Origin of the sequence: Rhodococcus sp. KBW08, assembly GCF_003852455.1 — a bacterium.
GTDB lineage: Bacteria > Actinomycetota > Actinomycetes > Mycobacteriales > Mycobacteriaceae > Rhodococcus_F > Rhodococcus_F baikonurensis.
On sequence record NZ_QAJJ01000021.1, the window covers coordinates 127,567 to 150,067 of the forward strand.

The 22,501-nt window shown below is 60.0% G+C and carries 9 protein-coding genes; all 9 read left to right on the forward strand.

Annotated elements, in window-relative coordinates:
- Positions 1-333 precede the first annotated feature (333 nt).
- Positions 334-930 (forward strand): T3SS (YopN, CesT) and YbjN peptide-binding chaperone 1, encoded by a 597-nt coding sequence (locus tag DBV08_RS27715; protein WP_007726024.1) that lies wholly within the window; start codon positions 334-336, stop codon positions 928-930.
- 676 nt (positions 931-1,606) lie between these two features.
- Positions 1,607-7,516 (forward strand): DUF4011 domain-containing protein, encoded by a 5,910-nt coding sequence (locus DBV08_RS27720; protein ID WP_260395783.1) that lies wholly within the window; start codon positions 1,607-1,609, stop codon positions 7,514-7,516.
- A gap of 180 nt (positions 7,517-7,696) precedes the next feature.
- On the forward strand, positions 7,697-8,785 hold the full coding sequence (locus DBV08_RS27725; RefSeq protein WP_397488104.1) for a DNA/RNA helicase domain-containing protein: 1,089 nt from the start codon (positions 7,697-7,699) through the stop codon (positions 8,783-8,785).
- Entirely contained in the window at positions 8,785-12,387 is a 3,603-nt protein-coding gene (gene pglX / locus DBV08_RS27730) for a BREX-2 system adenine-specific DNA-methyltransferase PglX (protein ID WP_124569528.1), read from the forward strand. Before DBV08_RS27725 ends, pglX begins: the two co-directional genes overlap by 1 nt.
- Positions 12,387-14,882, forward strand: a complete 2,496-nt coding sequence (locus tag DBV08_RS33050; protein WP_260395788.1) for a DUF6079 family protein — start codon at positions 12,387-12,389, stop codon at positions 14,880-14,882. Before pglX ends, DBV08_RS33050 begins: the two co-directional genes overlap by 1 nt.
- The gene (locus DBV08_RS33055; RefSeq protein ID WP_260395784.1) at positions 14,834-16,297 is read left to right on the forward strand and encodes a hypothetical protein; all 1,464 of its coding nucleotides are present in this window, start codon (positions 14,834-14,836) and stop codon (positions 16,295-16,297) included. The genes DBV08_RS33050 and DBV08_RS33055 overlap by 49 nt, the downstream gene beginning before the upstream one ends.
- Positions 16,294-19,095 (forward strand): BREX-2 system phosphatase PglZ, encoded by a 2,802-nt coding sequence (pglZ, locus tag DBV08_RS27740; RefSeq protein WP_124569529.1) that lies wholly within the window; start codon positions 16,294-16,296, stop codon positions 19,093-19,095. Before DBV08_RS33055 ends, pglZ begins: the two co-directional genes overlap by 4 nt.
- The gene (gene brxD, locus DBV08_RS27745; RefSeq protein ID WP_124569530.1) at positions 19,092-20,384 is read left to right on the forward strand and encodes a BREX system ATP-binding protein BrxD; all 1,293 of its coding nucleotides are present in this window, start codon (positions 19,092-19,094) and stop codon (positions 20,382-20,384) included. Before pglZ ends, brxD begins: the two co-directional genes overlap by 4 nt.
- Positions 20,381-22,480: a DEAD/DEAH box helicase gene (locus DBV08_RS27750; RefSeq protein ID WP_124569531.1), complete on the forward strand. Its 2,100-nt coding sequence runs from the start codon at positions 20,381-20,383 to the stop codon at positions 22,478-22,480. The genes brxD and DBV08_RS27750 overlap by 4 nt, the downstream gene beginning before the upstream one ends.
- The last annotated feature ends 21 nt before the right edge of the window (positions 22,481-22,501 follow it).

A 22,501-nucleotide genomic window follows, 5' to 3' on the forward strand; every position in this document is an offset into this window, starting at 1 on the left:
CGGCGTAAGGACCTTCATCTGGCTTTGCGCCGCTTGATATGCAGGTACCAAACGCAGATGTGAAGCTCGCCGAACTCGCTGACCCGTCATGTATGGAGGCTAGATCTACCTACCGACAGCCGAGATACTCACTGCCACAAGGTTGCCCGATTTGTCGGGGCTCGCATCTTGTCGCTGGTCGGCTGTCAAGTCCAGATCAACACGGACCTACCCAGGCATCTTTGATCATCCACTGCGCGGACAATAGTGTGCGCCGATTACCGTAGACCTGACAGCTACCGAACGAAAACAGTGCCCAGCGCCTGCTCGGACTGGCACAGAACATGAGGATCCATGAGCGACCAAGACACGACCGCCGACCAGCCCCTCCATATCAACGGCGCCATTGCCTTGGTGACGGACGAGCGCGACGAATTGGTTCGCCTGTGCGTTCAAACTCTCGCCGAACTACTGGGCAGTGAGCCTGCCACCGATGACGACGGCGACATTGTCGTGCCGGTTCACGGGTTTGTCGTCTACGTAACTGTTGCGGATGACGGCCCTCAGATCAACGTCTGGTCCTCGGTCCTGACGGGCCTCGGCAATCCCTCGCACGCTGCGACTCGACTGATCGAACTCGCGCAGGAATGGCCACGCCTGCGCTTCGCCTTCAGCGGCGACCACCTACTGGTCTCCACGATGCTCGACGCCGATCCCTTCGCTCCGCAGCATCTGCTGAACCTGATCGACGAGGTTCACGACTTCACTCACGAACTCGACGACGATTTTGCTGAATCCTTCGGAGGGTCCCTCGACTGCGACGCGGATGACGACAGCTACGCCGGCGAATGCACCACCGGTGGCTGCGGCGGAGACTGTGACTGTGCGTGCGGCGATGATGCAGACGGCGAGCTCAGCATCAGGGCGGTCACCTCGACGCCCAGCGAGTAAGCAATAACCCACGGCTAGTATTGCGCGCGTGCATCTCTGCGATTGCAGAGATGCACGCGCGCTGACGTTTGTTGCCACTTTCCAGTACCGCCGGAAGCGACAACATCCAGCCTTCGGCGGCGAACGCTATTCCAGTCGATACCGTGAAATGCAAGCGCGGCTATCTCGTTACGGTCCGCCAGCCGGCCGCGTTCGCTGGTACCAGGCGCGAACCTACGATCTGCGCATCCTCGACCGTGACACCCGGCGTTGCAGTTTCGCTCCTCGCAGCATTCATCTGGCTAGCCGAGGTATCGGAGTCAGGTAGCTGTGCCTTGTGGATCGAATATTTCAGGGTCTAGACCCTATTTCTCAAGAGGCGCAGACAGGGCGAACGCGCAACGCCCAGCCTGTTCTGAAATTCGCAATCCCTCGTTCATCAGTCACAGACAATAAGAGATCTCACATGAAAAGTATGCGAAACGATAGTGGGAATGTGCCGCAAAACGCCTAGACACTGCAGACCAGTCAGTGCCATGCCCTAACGTAATTAATTTGATCGTACGGAGTTGGAATCTTCGTCCGGGTAAATTGTGGAATACGATTCGGAGGAAAAGTGAACGAGCGTGAATCAGCACGGGACCGATGCCGTACGGAAGTTGATGGCATCTCCATCGAACTTCATACTCACCCCGCCGTGAACCTGGCTCTGGTCCACAACGGAGTACCGCTGGTACGGGGGCTCTCGATCACTAACAACTCCGATTCGCCCGTCGTCGATATGAAAGCAACCGTACAACTGCACGGTGCCGGCCAGGAACTCTCACCGGCTCGAACTGACATCGTCGACGGTTCTCTCGCTCCCGGTCACGAGGCGTTCTGGGACGACTACGCGGCCGTCGTGCCAACTGTTCCGCACCTTCGAGAACTGAACGAGAGCTACCCTGCCACCATCGCGGTCACCGTCTCACGCCTTTGGGGCGATGACATCGCGTTGAATGTGCCGATTAGAGTTCTAGCCCACAACGAGTGGTTCAATGCCCCCGAGTTCTTCGATTCACTGGCAGCCTTTGTTCAGCCAAACACCCGAGCTGTGAGCAATGTTCTCGACGCCGCGTCCGAGCTTCTTGGCAACCTCACCGGTTCCACCTCACTCGAGGGGTATCAGCGCGGACCACAACGTGCTGCAGAGATCGCGGCAGCAACCTACGAAGCCCTACGCCTCCGTCAGATTCGCTATATCGATCCGCCTGCCTCGTTCGAAGGAACGGGCCAGAAGATCCGAACGACGGCACAGGTACTCGATGAACGTTTCGGAACGTGCATCGATCTAGCAGTCACCTATGCAGCATGTTTGGAAGCGGCCGGACTGCGACCGGTCATCTGGCTTGTCAAGGGACATGCATTCGCTGGATTCATGCAAGAAGAAGCTCACCTCTCACACAGCGTCATTCTCGAGTCGAACGCGATAGCCAATCTCTTCGATTCCGGAAAAGTCGTAGCCGTCGAAGCTGCATACTACGACAGCAGCCCCGAAGGATCCTTCAAAAATGCTGTGGCACATGCTAGACGCCACTTCTCCCAGCCGGACGACCTCCATGGACTTGTCGCGATCGCATCCGCCCGCAAGGACGGTGTGCGGCCGCTTCCAACCTTCGACGAATTCGCATCGCCAATATCCGAGCGCACCGCTGCCGGCACAATTCAGCCGGACCTCAGCCTGCCCGATAACCTTCTCACTAAACAGAATTCGGTTGACACGGTCTTCGATGCAACTGACACTTCTCCCCCACGAGTTCAGAAATGGAAGCGATCCCTGCTTGACCTCAGTACACGGAACCGTCTGCTCAATTTGAAAGAGTCGCGGGAAGTTATCGATCTCCATGTCCCCATCGGCGGACTCGCATTACTCGATGATTTGGTGCATGCAGACGTTCCCATTGAGCTCACTCCCCACGACGAACTGAGTTCGATCCACGAACTCCAAGGCGCACGCCAAGCCCAAGACATCGACGATGCAACGGTTCTCGACTATTTACGCGACCGAAAGCGAATCTATGCAGTCGTCAAGCACGACGTATATACAGCCCGACTCAAGCACCTGCAACGCACCGCGCACACCATGTTCGAGGAGACCGGCAACGCCAATCTCTATCTGACATTCGGCGGATTGATGCATGCCACCAGCACCGGACGGCCAGCGCGAGCTCCCCTATTTTTGTTGCCCGTCAAGGTTACTGGCGGCTCTGGGCGCAGCCCCTTCAGGATTGTGGTCGACACGTCCGGCACATCAACACCAAACTACTGCCTCGTCGAGTGGCTACGGCTCAAGCACAGTGTCTCGATTCCTTCTTTGGAGACGCCACCTCTCGATGAGAGCGGCATAGACATCGACGCAGCTCTCAAGGGCATTCGCTCAGCGATGATCGAGCACAACTTGGATTTCCGCATCGATGAAACTGCGTCACTGGCCATTTGCCAGTTCGGAACTTTCGGCATGTGGAAAGACCTCGACGATCACTGGGACCTTCTCGAGCAGAGCCCCATCGTTCGTCATCTGACTCATCATGCTGGTGAGTCGTTCCGAGATTCACGTCGCCCGGACGGTACCGAGATTGAAGCTGTACCGGTCAAAGAACTCGACGTGCCCGTCCCAATCCCTGCCGATGGCTCACAGCTCCGTGCAGTGGCATTGGCAGCGGATGGTCACTCCTTCGTCCTGGAGGGCCCTCCCGGTACCGGCAAGTCACAAACCATCACCAACCTCATTGCGCACACTCTGGCTCAGGGCAAGACCGTGTTGTTCGTAGCCGAGAAGCAAGCCGCCCTCGAGGTGGTGAAAAAGCGGCTGACAAAGGTCGGCCTGGCCGAATTCACGCTGGACCTACATGGAAAGAGTCAGAGCGCTAACGCTATTCGCGCTCAGCTGAAGACCGCGATCGATCATTCTGTTCACTACAATCAGCGCGCCTGGTCAGCAAAGCTCGCTGAGTTGCGGGCCAAGCACGTCCCGCTCGACGACTATCCGTCCAAGATTCACACCGAGAACGGCGTCGAGCACACACTGTGGACTGCCTACGACACAGTCCTCAGCCTTGGCGACGGCCCGACGGCCACAATTCCTGCGCCTTATGTTGCGTCCCCTAAGGTCAGCGTTCGAGCAGTCACCAACGCATTGCAGCAATTCGAACGTGCTGCCCGGTCGGTCACGATAAATCGCGTCAATCCGTGGACCATCGTCGGAGCGATCGATCCGGCAGCATCGGAAGACTCGTTCCGCTCCGCTTCGGCGCAGATGAACTCCGCACTTGCGCTCGTACAGCAGACCCCGCCTGCTTTGCGGATCATCGAGCGGATGCGCACTCCCGCCGAGATCGAGGTCTTGTTGCCGCAGGCCCGCCGGCAGTCGAACTGGATGATCGCCGACCCGACCGTAGTCGAGCGCATGCAGGGCACCCAATGGACAACGTCCCGCACTTCACTACTCAGTGAGCTGACCCTGCTCCAACAGCAATGTGCGCCACTCACTGCAGTTTTCATGCCGAACTTCATCGGATCTGGTTCCGTCGAACCATTAATCGTAGCGGCCGAGGAGGTCAGCAAGGGCATATTCGGCAAAAAGAAGCGAACCGAGCAATTCATCCGCGATGTTGCACCGGCACTATTGCCTGGCGTGGCGATCGATCCGGACACCGCATTGCCGTTGTTGCGATCGATTTCCAGCGCACGCGAATTGACTCGACAAACTGTCGAACACATGCGCACCCTGCTCGGGCCATTTGCTCCCCCGGTCTGGAACCCTTTCAACGCTGACGCAGCACAGCAACTTCAGCCGGCGTTCGACTTCATCGATATGTCAGGTGACTACATCCGCGCACACCCGGGCATGTGGCGGATCCTGGTCGAGTCCGGTCTTGTGTCCCAACAGAACATCGATGCGCTCGCAGCGGTGTCACAAGCGTGGCTCACCTGGAAGAAACTCCTCGGGTTCAGCGACGCCGAGTTCGACCGTTGGTGTGATGAGTCCCATTGGCTGTCCGCGTGGGGTCGCGACTCAGAAGCCTGGAGATTTTCGATCGATGCAGACGCGGGAGCGTCCGTTCGCAAGTGGTCGACAATGTCGACATTCCTCGAGCCACTGCAAACTGCCGAGCTGAATGTCTTTGCCCATGAACTTCTCACGGGCGCTATCAACTCTTCGGACGCTGAAGTCGCTTTCATCCGTGGCCTGGCAGTTGCTTCGCTGAACGAACACAGAAGAACGCAGGGACTCACCAATTTCAACAAGGCCCTCAAGGATGGCGAGACTCTCGACTACGCCCGAGCCTCGGCGGCTCAACGCGAGGAACAGATCGCAGCCCTGCCCGCTGCATTGCTCGACCGACGCCTATTCAAGGCCGGTGCGCTGTCTGGCGAAATCGGGCAGCTTCGACGCCAACTCGATGCCAAGCGCGGTGGAACCACCTTCCGTCAGTTGATGACTCGCTACTCAGACCACATTTTGGCAGCAACGCCGTGCTTCTTCGTCAGCCCCACGTCCTTGGCTCAGTTCGTGCCGCCGGGATCAGCCACATTCGACGTCGTTGTATTCGATGAGGCCTCGCAGGTCACTGTCCCTCAAGCCATCGGCGCGCTGGGCCGCGCCCGCTCGGCCGTGATCGTCGGCGATTCGCAGCAAATGCCGCCGACTGCAATCGGCCAGGTGACCGCAAGCGATGGCGACGATGTCACTGAAGATGACGAGGTCATACCGGAGGATCTCGAGAGCATTCTGACGGAGTCCGTTGAATCTGGGGTTCCACGGCTGTGGCTATCCTGGCATTACCGGAGTCAAGACGAATCTCTGATCGCCTTCTCCAACCGCAAGTACTACGAGGGACGCCTCGCGAGTTTGCCTTCACCTGGCGGCGATGCCACAGCTGGCGTCGAATGGCGAAGAGTGCCAGGACATTTCAATCGCGAGACTAAACAACTGCACCGAACCAACATTGTCGAGGCGGAAGCGATTGTGGCCGAGATTCGCCAGCGCCTGTCGAATGCCAATCTGGCGTCTCAAAGCATCGGCGTCGTCACGTTCAACGCACAGCAACAGACCCTGGTGCTCGATTTGCTCGAGAAGACCGGAGACCCATTGGTCCTCGACCAACTGCGCACCGACAAGGAAGACGGAATCTTCGTCAAGAATCTCGAGAACGTGCAGGGCGACGAGCGAGATGTCATTCTCTTCACAACGGCATTCTCGAAGAAGCAGGACGATTCGAAGATGCCACTCAACTTCGGTCCACTGACTCGTACTGGTGGCGAGAAACGATTGAACGTCGCCATTACCCGTGCCCGCCGAAAGGTTGTCATCTTCACCTCGTTCGAGCCTTCGGACATCGATCTTTCACGCACCAAGTCGGTTGGAATGGCGCATCTTCGCGGATATCTGGAACTCGCTGCACAACCTGATCGCTCCAGGAACTCGTTCCAACCACGCCCCCAGAACACTTCCGATCAAATCCAGGAGTCGATCTGTGAAGCCTTGCGCCAACAGGGATACGAAGTCGAAGCAAATTACGGTCTGTCAGACTTTGTTCTGGACATTGTTCTTCGTGAACCAGAATCCGAATGTTGGCAGGTCGCAATCCTGCTCGACGGGCCGGCGTGGGCTGAGCGTCCGACGGTCGCTGACCGCGATCTGACACCACAGCTTCTCGAGTCGATGATGCATTGGGGAGCTTCAGTTCGCGTGTGGCTTCCCAATTGGATCGACAACCCCGAATCCGTTGTCCAACAAGTCAAGGAAGCGCTGACCAGATCGAAGCTCCGCATGGCCGAACGGCAAGCCCAGATCGACGCCGCAGCACTGGCTCAGGCCGAAGCTATCGCTGCCGCTGCGCTGGCTGAACTCGAAGTGTCGATATCGGTCGACTTCTCAGCCGACAACACCCGCTGGCTGAAATCGGATGAGCCCGACCACCCCGCTGAAGTGTCCGACGAACCCGTCCTGATCGGTCGGATGGCTGCAGCTGATACGCCCCCTGCCAGTCCTGTTGCCCGGGATTGGGATGGACGCGGAACCACGTATCTGGAGGCGCCCACAACAACGCTCGGACCACGCGGTGATCTCGATCGCGTGGATTCACCCTCGGTTCAGCAAACGATCCTGAGTGCAGTGCGGGAAACAGTAAACATCGAAGGCCCGATCTCGATGGACCGTTTGGCCCGTGACGTCGGCCGGCGCTTCGGTCTCGACCGTGTCTCGGCTGGGAAACGGGAGACGATCGTTCGTTGCATTCCGGCCGAGTTGATCAAAAAATCAGGACTCGGCGACTTTGTCTGGCCGAAGGAACTCAACCCGATTGGCTGGCGTGGCTACCGCACCACCCCGGCCGAGATCACGCGAAGTTTGATGGACATTGCGCCCGAGGAGATCGTGAATGCCATGATGGCGGTCTGTGGTAGCAAGTCGGATGTAGACTCCCTGCATCGTCGAACTTTGGCAGTCTTCAATCAGAAGCGACTGACCACTCCAACCCGGGAACGACTCGACGCTTGCATTCACCTCGGGCTTCAATCCGGTCAGCTGATCAAGATCGGTGAGCACTACCGCGCAGGATCGTAGCGCGGCACGAGTCGCTCAATCCGTCAGGTCGCGCTTCCGCTAATGTACTGAGCGCGGCCCGACGGACTTCCGCTGTGATTCACAGCCACGGACATGCCCCCACCCGCACGACTCGATTCGTGCTGCCTGGGGGATCTCACTGTGACCTTGCTTCGTACTTCTGCCAACAGGATTGGCGCGATGGCGAATCCTGATTCCTTGGTGGAACAGCTGTTGGAACAAATGCTGTTTCGTACCGGCCGGCGCGCAAGTGAATCGGAGCAGAAGTCGTGGAGCCGCAGCCTTCCCGTTCTAGCCAATGATTTGATCGAAGCCGGTTTGGGCGGCGTCGAGATGTTGGTCGAGTACCACTTACCTCTCACGTCTCAGCGCGCTGATGTCGTACTGGCCGGACTACATCCGACTACAGGCCGACCGTCATATGTCGTGGTGGAACTCAAGCAATGGTCGGCCGCCCAGCGATATGAAGGCAGCATTGACCTCGTCGATGTGCCGGGGATGCCCGGTGGCCCCAAACTGCACCCTGTCGCACAAGTCAAGGGCTATTGCGAGTACCTGTCAGATTTCGCGAAGGCTCTTGCAGATCAGCCCGATGCGGTTGCCGGCGTGGCCTACCTCCACAACGCTACGGATCCCGCAGCCGTCGCAGAACTACGGTCGTATCCCGCTTCCCTCGGCGGCCGGTTGTTTACCGGAGCCGACCGCGGAGATATGCAAACCTTCCTCAAATCTCGGCTCTCGACTGAGTCCTCCGGACACACTGCCGGTGATACGTTGATCCGTTCCGCAGTGGCACCATCTCAACAATTGCTTAAGGTAGCTGCCGCCGAGGTTCGCGATCGCCCGCAGTTCCACCTCTTAGGTGAGCAGCAACTCGCTGTTGACCTAGTACTCCACGCGGTGGATCAAGCTCACCAACTCGATCACAAGCGAGTCATCATCGTCACCGGTGGGCCTGGCAGTGGAAAAAGTGTCGTCGCACTGTCGCTAGTCGGTGAACTCGCACGGCGTGGTCGAACGGTGTTGCACGCCACAGGTTCCCGATCGTTCACTCAAACACTGCGCAAGGTGGCGGGTGCCCGAGCCCCACGCGTGCAGAAGATGTTCAGACCGGGTGCCCGCGTGGACACAACCGCGTTGACACGAATGAGTCCTGAGCAGTTTGTCCAGGTGGATAGGAACGGACTCAGCGCACTACTCGCTGCAGCCGAATCGTCCACAGAATCCGACCACACCGCCTCGGAACGCAATGAGAAGGAGCATGTCTGATGGCATTGGCCACGATGGCCGGAAACCAACTGACGACCGCGCTGAAGCCGCAACTGGCCCTGCTGGTTGACGATATGCGGACGCGTCTCACCGCTGACAGCACAGAGCTGGAGCGTTGGCGCACTACTCACCAGGCTGCTGTGCAGGAAAAGCGCACCGCTGTGTCCTGGACGGATTGGTCCGAAGATCAACTCACCCAGGCCGCTGTCGGCTGGCTACTCACCAGCGTGTTCGTGCGCTTCTGCGAAGACAACCTGCTGCTCGGTGACGCTGCAGTCTGGATCACGCATCCAGATTCAATGCTGCGCCAACGAGCTGTAGACGCCGAAACCTCCTTCTACCGTGAGCATCCCGACTACTCCTACCGCGAGTGGTTGGAACAATCCTTCGAGGCACTGCGCCAGTACCCTGCCACACAATCTCTCGTCGACGGACATGCCGCCCTCAACATCACCACCCCGTCCTCGGACGCGGTGCATCAGCTGCTCGCATTCTGGCGCCGCACCGAAGACGATGGCGAGTTGATGTGGACGTTCCGCGACAACCAACTCTCCACCCGCTTCCTCGGCGACCTCTACCAGGATCTTTCGGACTTCGCGAAGAAGAAGTACGCCCTGCTCCAAACCCCCGAATTTGTAGAAGAATTCATCCTCGACCAGACCATGGAGCCCGCACTCAAGGACCGCCCGCTTGAGGGTTTCAAGATCATCGATCCCACCTGCGGTTCCGGCCACTTCCTACTCGGCGCGTTCGCTCGTCTGGTTGAGCGTTGGCATCATCACGCCCCCGGACTGGAACTGCGAACCCGTGTCGACAACGCGTTGGCCTCGGTTTACGGCGTGGACTTGAACCCGTTTGCAGTGGCGATCGCGAAGTTTCGCCTGATCGTTGCGGCGTTGCAGGCTTGTGGCGAAACATCATTGGTGAATGCACCCAAGTTCACATTGAACCTCGCCAACGGCGATTCACTGCTCCACGGCCCCGAACAAGGAGCTGATGCATTCGACTTTGGCGATCTGTCGTTCGACAAGGATGCAGCTACATCTGGGTTCACCTACAGCACTGAAGACGCAGGCTTACTACGCAAGATCCTTGCACCCGGCCAGTATGACGCCGTCGTCGGTAACCCGCCCTACATCGTCGTCAGCGACAAAGCGCTCAACGCTCGATACCGAGAGATTTACCACTTCTGCAAGGGCACCTATGCACTTACGGTTCCGTTCATGGAGAAGTTCTTCGACCTTGCCAGATCGGGAGATCGGGCCGGATGGGTCGGCCAGATCACCTCGAACTCCTTCATGAAACGCGAATTCGGCGCTCCTATCATCGAACAATTTCTTGCGCGAAAGGATCTCAGGCTCGTTGCGGATACATCCGGGGCCTACATTCCGGGTCACGGAACGCCGACCGTCATTATTACTGGGCGTAACCATCCGAACATCCATGACACAACCCGCGCAGTCCTCGGCATTCAGGGTGAACCAGGAGCGCCCGACAATCCCGCGAAGGGCAAGGTATGGACCTCACTCGTCGAACATGTCAGCCTGCCTGCCTACGAGGACCAGTGGATCTCAGTCGTCAATCTTCCGCGCGAGAACCTACGCCTCCATCCGTGGAGTCTGAGCGGTGGTGGTGCCGTCGAGACGCTCTCAACTATTGAATCGGCCCGAACTGAGACGCTCGGCGATCGCACCAGCACAATTGGAAGAACCACCCACACTGGACTCGACGATGCCTTCTACGTAACACCTGAGGCTGCGAAGACTCGTCAATACATGGCCGATACGATGCCAATCGCGCTCGGCGAGGATGTACGTGACTATCTTGTATCCCCCACCCTTGTCACCCTTTTCCCGTACAACGCGGAAGGCGACCCATGTGAGCCGAATAGAAGAGCGCAGCAAGTCCTATGGCTAAATCGCACGGCTCTCAGCCGACGCGTCGACTTCAAACAATCGCTTACCGAGCGCGGTCTCCGGTGGTTCGATCACTCCATGTTTTTCAAGAAGCGCTATCGAGTGCCACTCGGAATTGCTTTCGCTTTTGTCGCGACGCACAACCACTTTGTACTCGACCGCGGCGGCAAGGTGTTCAAGCAGTCCGCGCCGGTGATCAAGCTGCCGGAGGGTGCGACCGAGGACGATCACCTTCGGCTGTTGGGCACCCTCAACAGCTCGACCGCATGCTTCTGGCTGAAGCAGAACAGCCATAACAAGGGTGAAGGCGGCGGCGCTCGAGTGGACGCGGGCTACGCAGCGATGGGGAGTGAACTATGGAAGAACACATATGAGTTCACGGGAACCACTCTCAAGGACTTTCCGCTCCCCACGCACACACCGCTCGAACGCGGGCGACGGATCGACGATCTCTCGCAGCACCTCGCAGCACAGGAGCCCGCGGCAGCAATTACTCGAAACGGCGCTACCAAGAGCACCATTGACGCGGCCCGCGCGGAGCATGCCCGCATTCGAGCGCTGATGGTTGCCGAACAAGACGAACTCGATTGGGAGGTCTACCTCCATTACGGCCTCATCGACGGCGAACTGTTCCTTCCGCCTCGCGATGTGCCGGGCATCGAGTTGGGTGAACGCGCCTTCGAGATTTCACTTGCTCGGAAGGTCGCGGCTGGCGAAGCCGAATCTGCCTGGTTCAGCCGGCACGGTTCAACACCTGTCACCGAGATCCCTGCCCACCTGCCGGCCGAGTACCGCGAACTCGTCGAGAAGCGTTTGGCCGCAATTGAATCCAACCCCTTCATTCGACTGCTCGAGCGACCGGAGTACAAGCGACGCTGGGCCGGCGACTCGTGGGACGTCAAACTTCAGCAAGCACTGAAGGATTGGATTCTCGACAAACTCGAGGAACCGTCGCTCTGGTTTACTCCGCAGGGCGCTCCGCAGTGCCTGTCTGTGGCTGAACTTGCTGGGTATGTCGAGAAGAACGCCGAATTCATTGAGGCGCTGGATCTGTGGGCCGGCAAGAAGGACGCACCCGTTACCGAAACCCTCGTCAAACTGCTCTCCGACGAGGCTGTACCTTACCTCGCCGCTTTGCGCTACAAGGATTCTGGGCTTCGCAAGCGCACCGAGTGGGAACGAGTCTGGGCGCTACAGCGCGAAGAGGACGCCGGCTTGATCAAGGCCACCGATATTCCAGTCCCGCCGAAGTACACGGGTGCCGATTTCGTCAAACAATCGTACTGGTCGCATCGTGGCAAGCTCGACGTACCCAAGGAACGGTTCGTCTCGTACCCGGGCGCAGGCCGCGCCACCGATCCCACACCACTACTCGGCTGGGCCGGCTGGAACCATGCCCAGCAGGGAATTGCTCTCGCCACCGTCTACGCCTATCGCGAGTCTGAGGGCACGGCACTCACCGAACTGGTACCCGTGGTCGCCGGCATCGCCGAGGTTTTGCCGTGGGTTAGGCAGTGGCACACCGGAGTTGACCCCACTTTCGGGATCGACCTGGCCGAGTATCTCACCGGACAGCTCCACGAAAAAGCCTCCGCCGTCGGAATTCCCGTCGGCGATCTCTCAGCCTGGCGTCCCGCCAAAACCACTCGAGCCCGCAAGGCTGCTCCCAGAAAGGCCGCGCAGTGATGTTCCCCGGCAACTCCGCATCATCCGCACGCACTCTGCGGGAGACCTTCGCGATCTCGGAATCGCACGGCACCAATGACTACGTTCTCCGTCTATCCGACTCTGTCGCCGAAGATCGGTTGGCCGCGACCGTCGACTCGTATGTCGTCACCCCTGCCATTGCCGAAGCATTCAATCAGGCGTTGTCCGTGGTCGAAGAGTCGCTGCGGACCGGGGAGAACAAGTCTGCGTACCTCAACGGATCGTTCGGCTCCGGTAAGTCGCACTTCATGGCGGTGCTGCACGGCGTTCTGGGCCACGCGCCGAAGGCCCTATCGATTCCTGAACTGCAACCGATCATTGCTCAGCACCAAGCAATTTCGAATGCCAAACTCCTACGTTTGACGTTCCACTTCCTGGATTCACAGACCATCGAATCAGCCTTGTTCGATCAATACCTGCGTCAGATCGCTGCCCTGCACCCGAACGCCTTGCCGCCCGTGCTGCACTCGGCCGGTGGACTGTTCGCCGATGCCGATAATCGTCGTGCCGAAGTGGGCGAGGCCAAGTTCTTCGCCGCGCTCAACGGTGTGGACGGCGGACAGCCGTCGGGAGCTGTGAACTGGGCAGCTCTGGGGCAGTCGACCGGAATGTGGTCTGCCGAAAGTTATTCAGCAGCAACCTCCCCCGGTGCGGATCCGGCGGAACGCTCCCGCTTGCAGCAGGCACTGATCGCCTCGTACTTCACTAGCTACTCCCGCAATACTGACTGGCTTCCCCTCGAAGACGGACTCGCCGTCATCGCCGACCACGCGAAGTCGCTGGGCTATGACGGTGTTGTCCTGATGCTCGACGAGCTGGTGTTGTGGTTGACCTTCCTCATCACCGAACGCGACAAGTTCAATGCAGAAGTTCAGAAGATCACAAAGCTGGTAGAGACCAGCCGCGGACGGCTTGCAGTTCCGATCTGCTCGTTCATCGCGCGGCAGCATGACCTTGCAAAGTGGGTTGCTACCGGATCCGAATCCGGTGCAACTCAGCAGGCCCTCGAACAGGCTTTTGCGCATCAAGCCGGCCGGTTCGGCAATGTCGAACTTGGTGACGAGAACCTGCCGTTCATCGCGAAGAAGCGACTGTTGAGTCCCCTCGACTCGGATGCCCAGGCCGCGCTGGACAATGCGTTTGCCCATCTGGACCGCAATCCAAAGGTCTGGGATGTGCTGCTCGACGGCGTCAACACCGACGGGCAGTACCGCGGTTCCGATTCCGATGCGTTCAAGCTGACCTACCCGTTCTCCCCCGCACTGATCGCAACACTGCGGGCATTGTCGGGGCAGATGCAGCGTGAACGCACTGCGCTGAAGGTTATGCAGCAGATGCTGCAGGACAACGCTGATCGTTTGACAGTCGACAATGTCATTCCTGTCGGCGAAGCATTCGACTACATCATCGACAGTGCAAACTCGACGCCGATCAACGATGCTGCTGCAAGCACATTCAAGACCGCGCGCACACTCTGGACCGAGAAGCTGCGGCCGTTGTTGTTCCGCAGCGCCGGTATCGAAGAAACAACCGCGGACGATGCCGTACCACCAGGGTTGCGCGCAGATATCCGGATCGCAAAGACATTGCTGATGTCAGCGGTCGCGCCAAACGTCCCGGCGCTCAAACAGATCGATGCCAGCCGCCTCGCGTCGCTCAATCACGGCAGCGTTGTCAGTATCATTCCCGGTGATCAGATCGGCCAGATCACTAACAAGGTCAAGCAGTGGGCTGCGGAGATCCCTGAGCTGTCCGTCACTGCTGATGCGAACCCCATCATTTCCGTCACTCTCGAGTCTGTCGACTACGAGCGCATCATCACTCGCGCGCAAGCTGAGGACACGGACGGCCGGCGCCGGGAACTGATGCGTACCCTGCTCTCCGAGCACTTCGGTGTTGTCGGCGTCGATCACACCGTTGATAATGCGTTGCTGCGCAACAAGGTTTGGCGGGGAACCGAGCGCCCCGTCGAGGTGGTGTTCGGTAACGTCCGCGATCGCGGGTATCTTCCCGACGAATCATTCCGGCCCACCACCGCCGGCGCATTGCGGCTGGTCGTAGATCTTCCGTTCGACGATTCCGGGCACACCACGTCCGAAGACCACGACCGTATCGAGGCGCTGCTGCGCACTGGCCAGGACCGCTTCACGGTGGCCTGGTTGCCCAGCTTCTTCTCCGAGAAGGTCACGCGACAGTTGGGTTTGCTCGTCATCCTCAACTATGTGCTCGCGGGTGATCGTTGGGCGTCGTACGCGAATGAGCTGTCCGAAGCGGACCGCGCCGCTGCCCGCTCGATCTTGCAGCAACAGCAGTCGCAGGTGCTCGGGCAATTGAGCAACGCGATCCAGGTGTCTTACGGAGTCGCCAGTGGTGCCCAGTTCCCCGAAGGACAGCCCCCTTACGTTCTCTGCACGCCGGTTTCGCAGTGCAGCCGCCGATCGGAAACACACTTGGCGAAGCCGTCGACCGTCTGATCACGGACGCCTTCGACGCGCTCTATCCGGATCACCCGGAATTCACGCCCGTCGACAAGGTGATCAGCCGCCGCGAACTCAACACTGTGTTGACACGGTTGCGTGAGGCACAGTCTCAGGCGGACGGTCGGTTCCCGCTCGAACGTAGCGAACGGGACGTCGCCCGCCGGGTCGTCGAGCCGCTCGGTATCGCGAAAACCAATGAGACGCACCTGATCTTCGGGCCTGAACAGTTCACGGCGTGGCGTACCCGCATCACCCAGGAACTCTCTCGCTTGGCGATCGACGAGCAGTCCGACGTCGATATCGAGGTGTTGCGGACCGCCATCGCTGCGAGTGGACCCAAGCGCGGCCTGACGTCCGACATGATCGATCTGGTTGCCGGGGCGTGGGCTGCGCAAACCAAGCGCTCCTGGTTCCTGCACTCGAGCCCGATCGACGAGCCCTCGATAGGCGATATCCGCCGGGGCACCGCGCTGCGTCTGGAACCGTTGCCGGATCAATACGAATGGCACAAGGCGATCACGCGGTGGAAGACCTGGACCGGTCTGGTAGTCAACGAATATTTGACTGCTACGAACCTTGCCGCGTTCGCGGACAATGTGCGCTCGTATGCGCGCACTACGTTCGTTGGCCGCAGTCAGTTCGTCACCGCACTCGGGGAGGCCTACAGCTACCTTGGAATCGATCCGGAGAAGGGCCGGTCCGCGCTGGCTGCCGATCTGGCCGAGCTGTTCGAGACGCGATTGACTCACGTCGACAACCTCGGTCTTGTAGCCGCGATCGCTGATGCGCCATTACGCGGCACAGACGTCGAGGCGTCCAAGTCACTTACTTCTGCCGCCGCGATTGAGCAGGCTCTCATCCGCTACCCGCTCGGTCGGTGGGACGTGCTCCGCGATGCAGCCACTTCGGATACTGACGAGGGTTCCGCGAGCGCACGTGTCATTTTGTCCAAACTGCAGCAGGCATTCGAATCGCACGAGGCAGTGCAGAGCCTTCCTCCCGCTCTCGCGAGTGCCGCCGGTGACCGCGATACCTGGCTCGAAGAAGCTGCAATAAGAGGACGAAAAAAGCGAAACGATGCGGATACGGAACGCGAAGAGCAGGAGAGCAAACGTCGGGAGCTAGAAGTTCAACGCGAACTCGAACGCCAACGTCAGGAACTAGAACGCGAGCGTCGGGAGCTAGAACACCAACGTGAGTTCGAACGCCAACGTCAGGAGCTAGAACGCCAGCGCGAACTTGAGCGCGAACGTGAGGAGCGAGAGCGGAAGCCAGTTGGTGGAACCACCGAGACCATCACAGTCGCGGACACTACCGCTGCGTCCGCTGTTGAGGCTCAGCTCCGAAAGATGCTCGACAATTACCCGGACGCAAAAATTACCGTGACTATTACAAGGCTCGAATCGTGACAGTTCCAACGCGGCTCCCGGAGGCGGATGTGGCCGGCATCCGCACCGCGATCGGTCAGTTCCGTGCAAGCCGGCATCGCCGCGGGGTTATTGCGCTCGCCGCGGCGCCCGTGTGGTCTGGTGCCGACGCCTTCCAGCTCGACGGCCAGAGCGTGAAGATCCGAGTTGGTCCGAGTGTGCTCGCGATTCGTGACGCGCTGACCGAGCGACACCACTTCGATTGGGTTGTGATCCTGACAGATCGGGAGTCGGCCGAACTGCCCGCTGGAGTTGTCGATCATTTGGTCTCGGGCCGGCTGTCCAATCTGGATCCATGGCCCGCGCTAAGAGAGAAGTTCCGGGCAAACCGACAAGAGTTCAATCTGCTCTCCCTCGACAACGACGCCGCCCGCTCCGCGTTGCGCGAACTGGGTGATTCGGTGCCGCCCGCCCCGGGTGGTGTCCTGACCAACGACCACCTGTTCGGGGCCCTCGCCCAACGTAATTTCGGGCTGACTGCCAGCGAGGTCACTCCTCATCATGTGTCTCTGTGGTCAATGAATACCGAACGGACCAAAGAGTTTTCAGCGTGGCGTGACCGGACCGCACCGGTCTTGGTCGAACAGTTCTATCTCTGGCTCGAACGCACCCTCGGCCCCCTCGGTCGCTCAATGACGATCGTGTGGCGCACCAGTGGGCCAGCGCAATTGGTTCCCCTCGGGCTCGTCGCCGCGCTGATCGACGATTCCGCCGCCGCATCCGCAGCCTTCCCCACGTCGATCGACGTGACCGTCAAAGTGCGAACCCTTCTCGAAGTCGAGCTCGGTCACCACACTTTGACGGAGCAGCAGCTCTCCGCCTGGGGCAATACGGCAGCCCTCGCTGTTACCGGCGCCGACGTTCCGGATGATGTCCTGCGCCGGGCCGAGCAGCTGGTGGTCCGTTTGCAGGCGACGTCGTTAGTTGGTCGATCGGACGTCCTGTCGTCCGCGCGCCCGCCTCGTATCGCCCGATTCGCAGCAGCTCTTGCTGCCGCCGAACAGAATCCAGATCTCACGGCAGTGGAAAATGCGTGGGCTGACGTAGTCGCACATCGTGAATCGCGAGTGGACTCCTCCGACGCACCACGCGACGTCCGGGTAGGCGCCGCTGCCCTACGGCTACTGCGGTGGACGCGCCGCGATGCCCAACGACCGTCGACACTCGCCGGGTGGCTGACGTACTACCGCAGCGAATTGTCTTGGGTGGACGGTGCCGTCAACGATGCCTTCGTCGGTGCCGACGACCCGACCCTCGCGGCGGCGGCACATCGGATCATCACGACTGTGCGCGCCCGTCGCGGAGAGCAAGACCGACAGTTCGCGACTCTGGTCTCGTCCAGCGGCACTCATCACCTGAACCGCCCCGGCGCCCCCATATACATCGAGGACATCCTCGACCGCGTGGTCCTGCCGCTCACAGTTGCTGCGCCGGGTGCCAGCGCGCTCAGCACGGCCACTCGATCTCCGGTACTGCTCGTCATCGCCGACGGAATGGGTGCCACCGCAGCCAACGAGGTTGTTGCCGACGCACTCCGTCGCTATCGCCCCCAATGGCAAGAATGCACCCTGGTCTCCGAGGAACCGAACAGTGCAGCTCTCGCTGCCCTGCCGACCGTTACCGAATTCTCCCGCTGCACACTGCTATCCGGCGCACTCCAACGTGGCGGACAGTCTGAGGAACGCCGAGGATTCGCCTCGTGGCTGCAATCGCACGCATTGCGCGGCGCGGGTCAGGTGCTCTTCCATAAAGCGGACCTGGAAGCAGTCTCGCGCGGCAACGCGCTCGCGCAGGACGTGCGTACCGCAGTCGAAAACACAAAAGACCGCCCCGTCATTGCCTGTGTCCTCAATGACATCGATGACGCCCTCGATCGGTCCGATCCGATCGGCACCACTTGGACCACGGCGGGTTTCAAGCATCTCGATGCGCTCTTGTCTGCTGCGGCAGCAGTCGGTCGCACCATTGTCCTTGTCAGCGACCACGGTCATGTCGTCGAGCGTCGTGAGCAGCCGAGTGTGCAGCGCGGTCAGCAGGTTTCGGCTCGATACCGCCTAGCAGCGGGCGCCGATGCAGCCTCCGTGCCAATTGACGAGGTCCTGGTCGAAGGTCCGCGTGTACTCACCGACAGCCACAGCGCGGTCCTCGCGGTAGACGAGCAACTCCGGTACACCGGGATGAAAGCCGGCTACCACGGCGGCGCCACGCTAGCCGAAGCTGTCATTCCCATCTCGATCCTCGTCAACGGTGCCGTACCTCCACACCTTGGCCTCGAGGTGTCTCCTTCCCCGGTACCCGCCTGGTGGGAACCGAGCCGCACAGCAGTTGTTCTGCAGACACCGGTCACCGCTGCACCGGCTATTGCGTCGAAGCGGAAGAAAACGGTTGCGCCGAAGCTGTCACCACAATCCGATGCGCTGTTCGATGTCGGCACTCCCGCCGCGACAGTGGCTGCTTCACCCGTCGTTTCCGGCGGGCGCGACAAGGTGGAAGAACTACTCGGGACCGCACTGTTTGCACAGCAGTACAAGACATTCGGACGCAACCTCGAAAAAGCTGCCATCGAGACTCTTCTCCGTGAGACGATTGCCGGCAACGGAGTGTTATCACTCGTACGCGCTGCCGAAATACTCGGCGTACCTTCGACACGCGCCAGTAGAGCATTGTCGGTCGTGGCCCAGATCTTGAACACCGACGGCGTCGTAGTTCTCAGTGTCAACGGCACCGAACTGGAAGTGGAGGCTGCCCTGATGTTCGAGCAGTTCGGAGTCCCCCAGTGACCGCCCTGTCACCGGTTCGTCGCCGCGAGATCCTCCAGTCTCTACGCCAGGGCACCGTGCCTGACGGCAATCTCGACGTCCTCGCTGTCGGTATCGACCTCTTCGCCACCACCATCGACGAGGATCTCGACGCCGTTGCCTCGGGGGGAGCGATCTTCAAAGCCGTACGCGGCGAGTACGGCTCGGGTAAGACGTTCTTCTCCCGGTGGGTCGAGCAACGCGCGATGCAACGTGGTCTCGCCGTCGCGGAAGTTCAGATCAGCGAACTCGAAACCCCGCTGCACAAGCTCGAGACCGTGTATCGACGGACTATCGAAGAGTTGCGGACCTCGGCCTTCGCCAAGAGCGCGTTTCGCAATGTCATCGACGCTTGGTTGTACGGGATCGAAGAAGACGCAGCCACCGCTGCCGGTGCCGACGAAGCCACTGCCGAGCAAATCGCGGCGCTACTCGAACAGCGCCTCGCCAGTGTCGCCACCGCCACCCCGGTGTATCCGATGGTCTTACGCGCCTACCGCGATGCCGTCGACCGTGACGATGCCGCAACCGCCGATGCTCTCATCGCGTGGCTCGGCGGTCAGCCGCATGTGGGTGCCGCTGCGAAACGTGTAGCCGGAGTGCGTCAGGACGTCGACCATTTTCTTGCGATGGGCTTTCTGCAAGGACTCCTCGCAGTACTCAAAGGCGCACGACACCCCGGCCTCGTTCTGGTGATCGACGAAGTCGAAACATTGCAGCGGATGCGCTCGGACAGTCGCGCGAAGGCCTTGAATGCACTGCGGCAGTGGATCGATGAGCTCGACTCCGGCCGCTACCCCGGCCTCTACCTGATCATCACCGGAACTCCGGCGTTCTACGACGGACGATTAGGGGTGCAGGCATTGCCCCCGCTCGCGCAGCGACTGCAGACGGACTTCGGGACGGACGCACGATTCGACAATCCTCGCGCTCCCCAAATCAGGCTCACCGGGTTCGATCTTGATCGCCTCGTCGAAGTCGGCATCCGCGTTCGCGACGTCTACGCCGATGGATCGTCTGAGTCGGACCGAATCCGCACGCTGGTCGACGACGCTTACCTGCGCGACCTGGCCGATGCCGTTGCCGGCGAGCTCGGTGGGAAAGTCGGGGTATCCCCACGCATCTTCCTCAAGAAGCTTGTCGCTGACGTACTGGACCGAGTCGATCAATTCGCCGACTTTGATCCACGCCAACACTATTCACTAACCATCGCAGACAGTGAGAAGGCCGAAATCGTTCAGGCCACCAGCGCTGATGAGGTCGAGCTGTGACTGCCGGTTTCGACCGACTCGATCCGGTTATCCAGCACCACATCGTCAATTCACTCGGGTGGCCCGGATTGCGACCCTTGCAGGACGAATCGGTCGCGCCAATCAGCACCGGGTCAGACGCAATTCTGTTGGCACCTACCGCGGGCGGCAAAACGGAAGCTGCAATGTTCCCGTTGCTGACGCGTATGCAGACGGAGCGATGGACCGGCATCTCTGTTCTCTACATCTGCCCGCTCAAGGCACTTCTCAACAACCTTCAACCACGCATCGCCGGTTACGCCGAGTGGATGGGACGCGACGCCTCAACTTGGCACGGTGACGTGACATCCTCCGCCCGCGGCCGTATAAAGCGCGACCGCCCGGATGTTTTGTTGACGACGCCCGAGTCCCTCGAATCAATGTTGGTTTCTGAAGGCGTCGATGCAGCTGAGGTACTCGGCGGTGTCCAGGCAGTTGTCGTCGATGAAGTTCATGCGTTCGCGGGTGACGATCGCGGGTGGCATCTGCTCGCCGTACTAGCCCGCCTCGAAACATTGTTGGGCCGCAGGCTTCAGCGTGTCGGGATGTCAGCCACCGTCGGGAATCCAGATCAGCTGTTGAGCTGGTTGCAAGGCGGCTCGGTTCGTGCCGGTCTCGTGATCGCGCCATCGCTTGACGGCGGCGCTGTCGTGCCCGACATTACCGTCGACTCAGTGGGCAGCGTCGAGAATGCCTCCAAAGTAATTGCCACACTGCACAAAGGCGAGAAGCGGCTAGTGTTCGTCGACTCGCGACGACTGGCTGAGGAACTCGGCAAGTCTCTGAGAGAGCGCGGAATCACGACATTCGTTTCCCACTCGTCGCTCTCTGCTGCGGAGCGCCGAGAGTCTGAGGAAGCCTTTGCTGAAGCGCGCGACTGTGTCATCGTCGCAACGTCCACTCTCGAGCTCGGCATCGATGTCGGAGATCTTGACCGCGTTATCCAGATCAACGCGCCGCGCACGGTCTCGTCTTTTCTGCAACGACTAGGTCGGACTGGGCGGAGGCCTGGTTCCACCCGTAACTGTCTGTTCCTGTGCATCACGGAAGAAGCAGTCCTCGACGCTCTCGGTATGTTGCAGTGTTGGTCAGCTGGATGGGTCGAGCCGGTTCTCCCCACCCCCGAGCCTCGGCACATTGTGGCTCAACAGATTCTTGCATCGGCCTTGCAGACCAGGCGAGTACCACTCACCGATTGGCAACAAGGCTGGGGTTCACTCCCTCTCTTCGATGACACTGCCCCCGAGATCATGTCTCACCTCCTCACCGAAGGGTTCCTTGAACAGGACTCCGGAACCGCATTCATCGGGCTCGAAGCCGAGAAGCACTTCGGCCGCCGACACTTCATGGAACTCCTCGCAGTATTCACCGCCGCACCGGAGTTCAAGGTGCTCGCTGGTCGCGACGAAATCGGGTCCGTCGAGACAGCGCTGCTGACCGAAGAAGTAGAAGGGCGTCGAATCTTGTTGCTGGGTGGGCGTTCTTGGGCGGTCACCCATATCGATTGGAAACGGCGATTCTGCTACGTCGAGGCCACGGAGATCCCAGGAAAGGCCAAATGGAGCTCGATCCCCGATGGTCCCTCCTTTGAAATCGCGCGTGGGATGAGGGAGGTTCTCCTCGGCTCGCTTCCGCAAGGTGTGACTCTCACCCGTCGTGCGGTGACAACGATCGACGGCATCCGTGGCGTCCGCTCTGGCACCGTCACCGACGGATCATTCGTCATCGCCCGGGACGAGCGTGAAGACTGGCGCTGGTGGACCTGGGCAGGTGCGAAGGCGAACCGAACCTTAGGCGCTTGGATTCCGGACCTGATCGTCCCGCGCCAGATGTCGCGGGCAGACTGCGTACGCCTGCACCGCGACCTAAGCGTTCAAGACATCCGTGACGGACTTGCAGCTGCGCGCGCCCACGATGCGCCGCGACCTCTACCTGCCGTCGACAAAGGTGCGCTGCGAGGGCTGAAATTCTCCGTCGCTCTCCCAGAGCGTTTGGCCCGCCAAACGCTCTCCGCGCGGTTGGTCAACACGATCGGGTCAGAACTAGTGTTGACCGAAAAGACTCAGTTACGCAGCTAGCTTGTTCACTTCGCCTCTGTA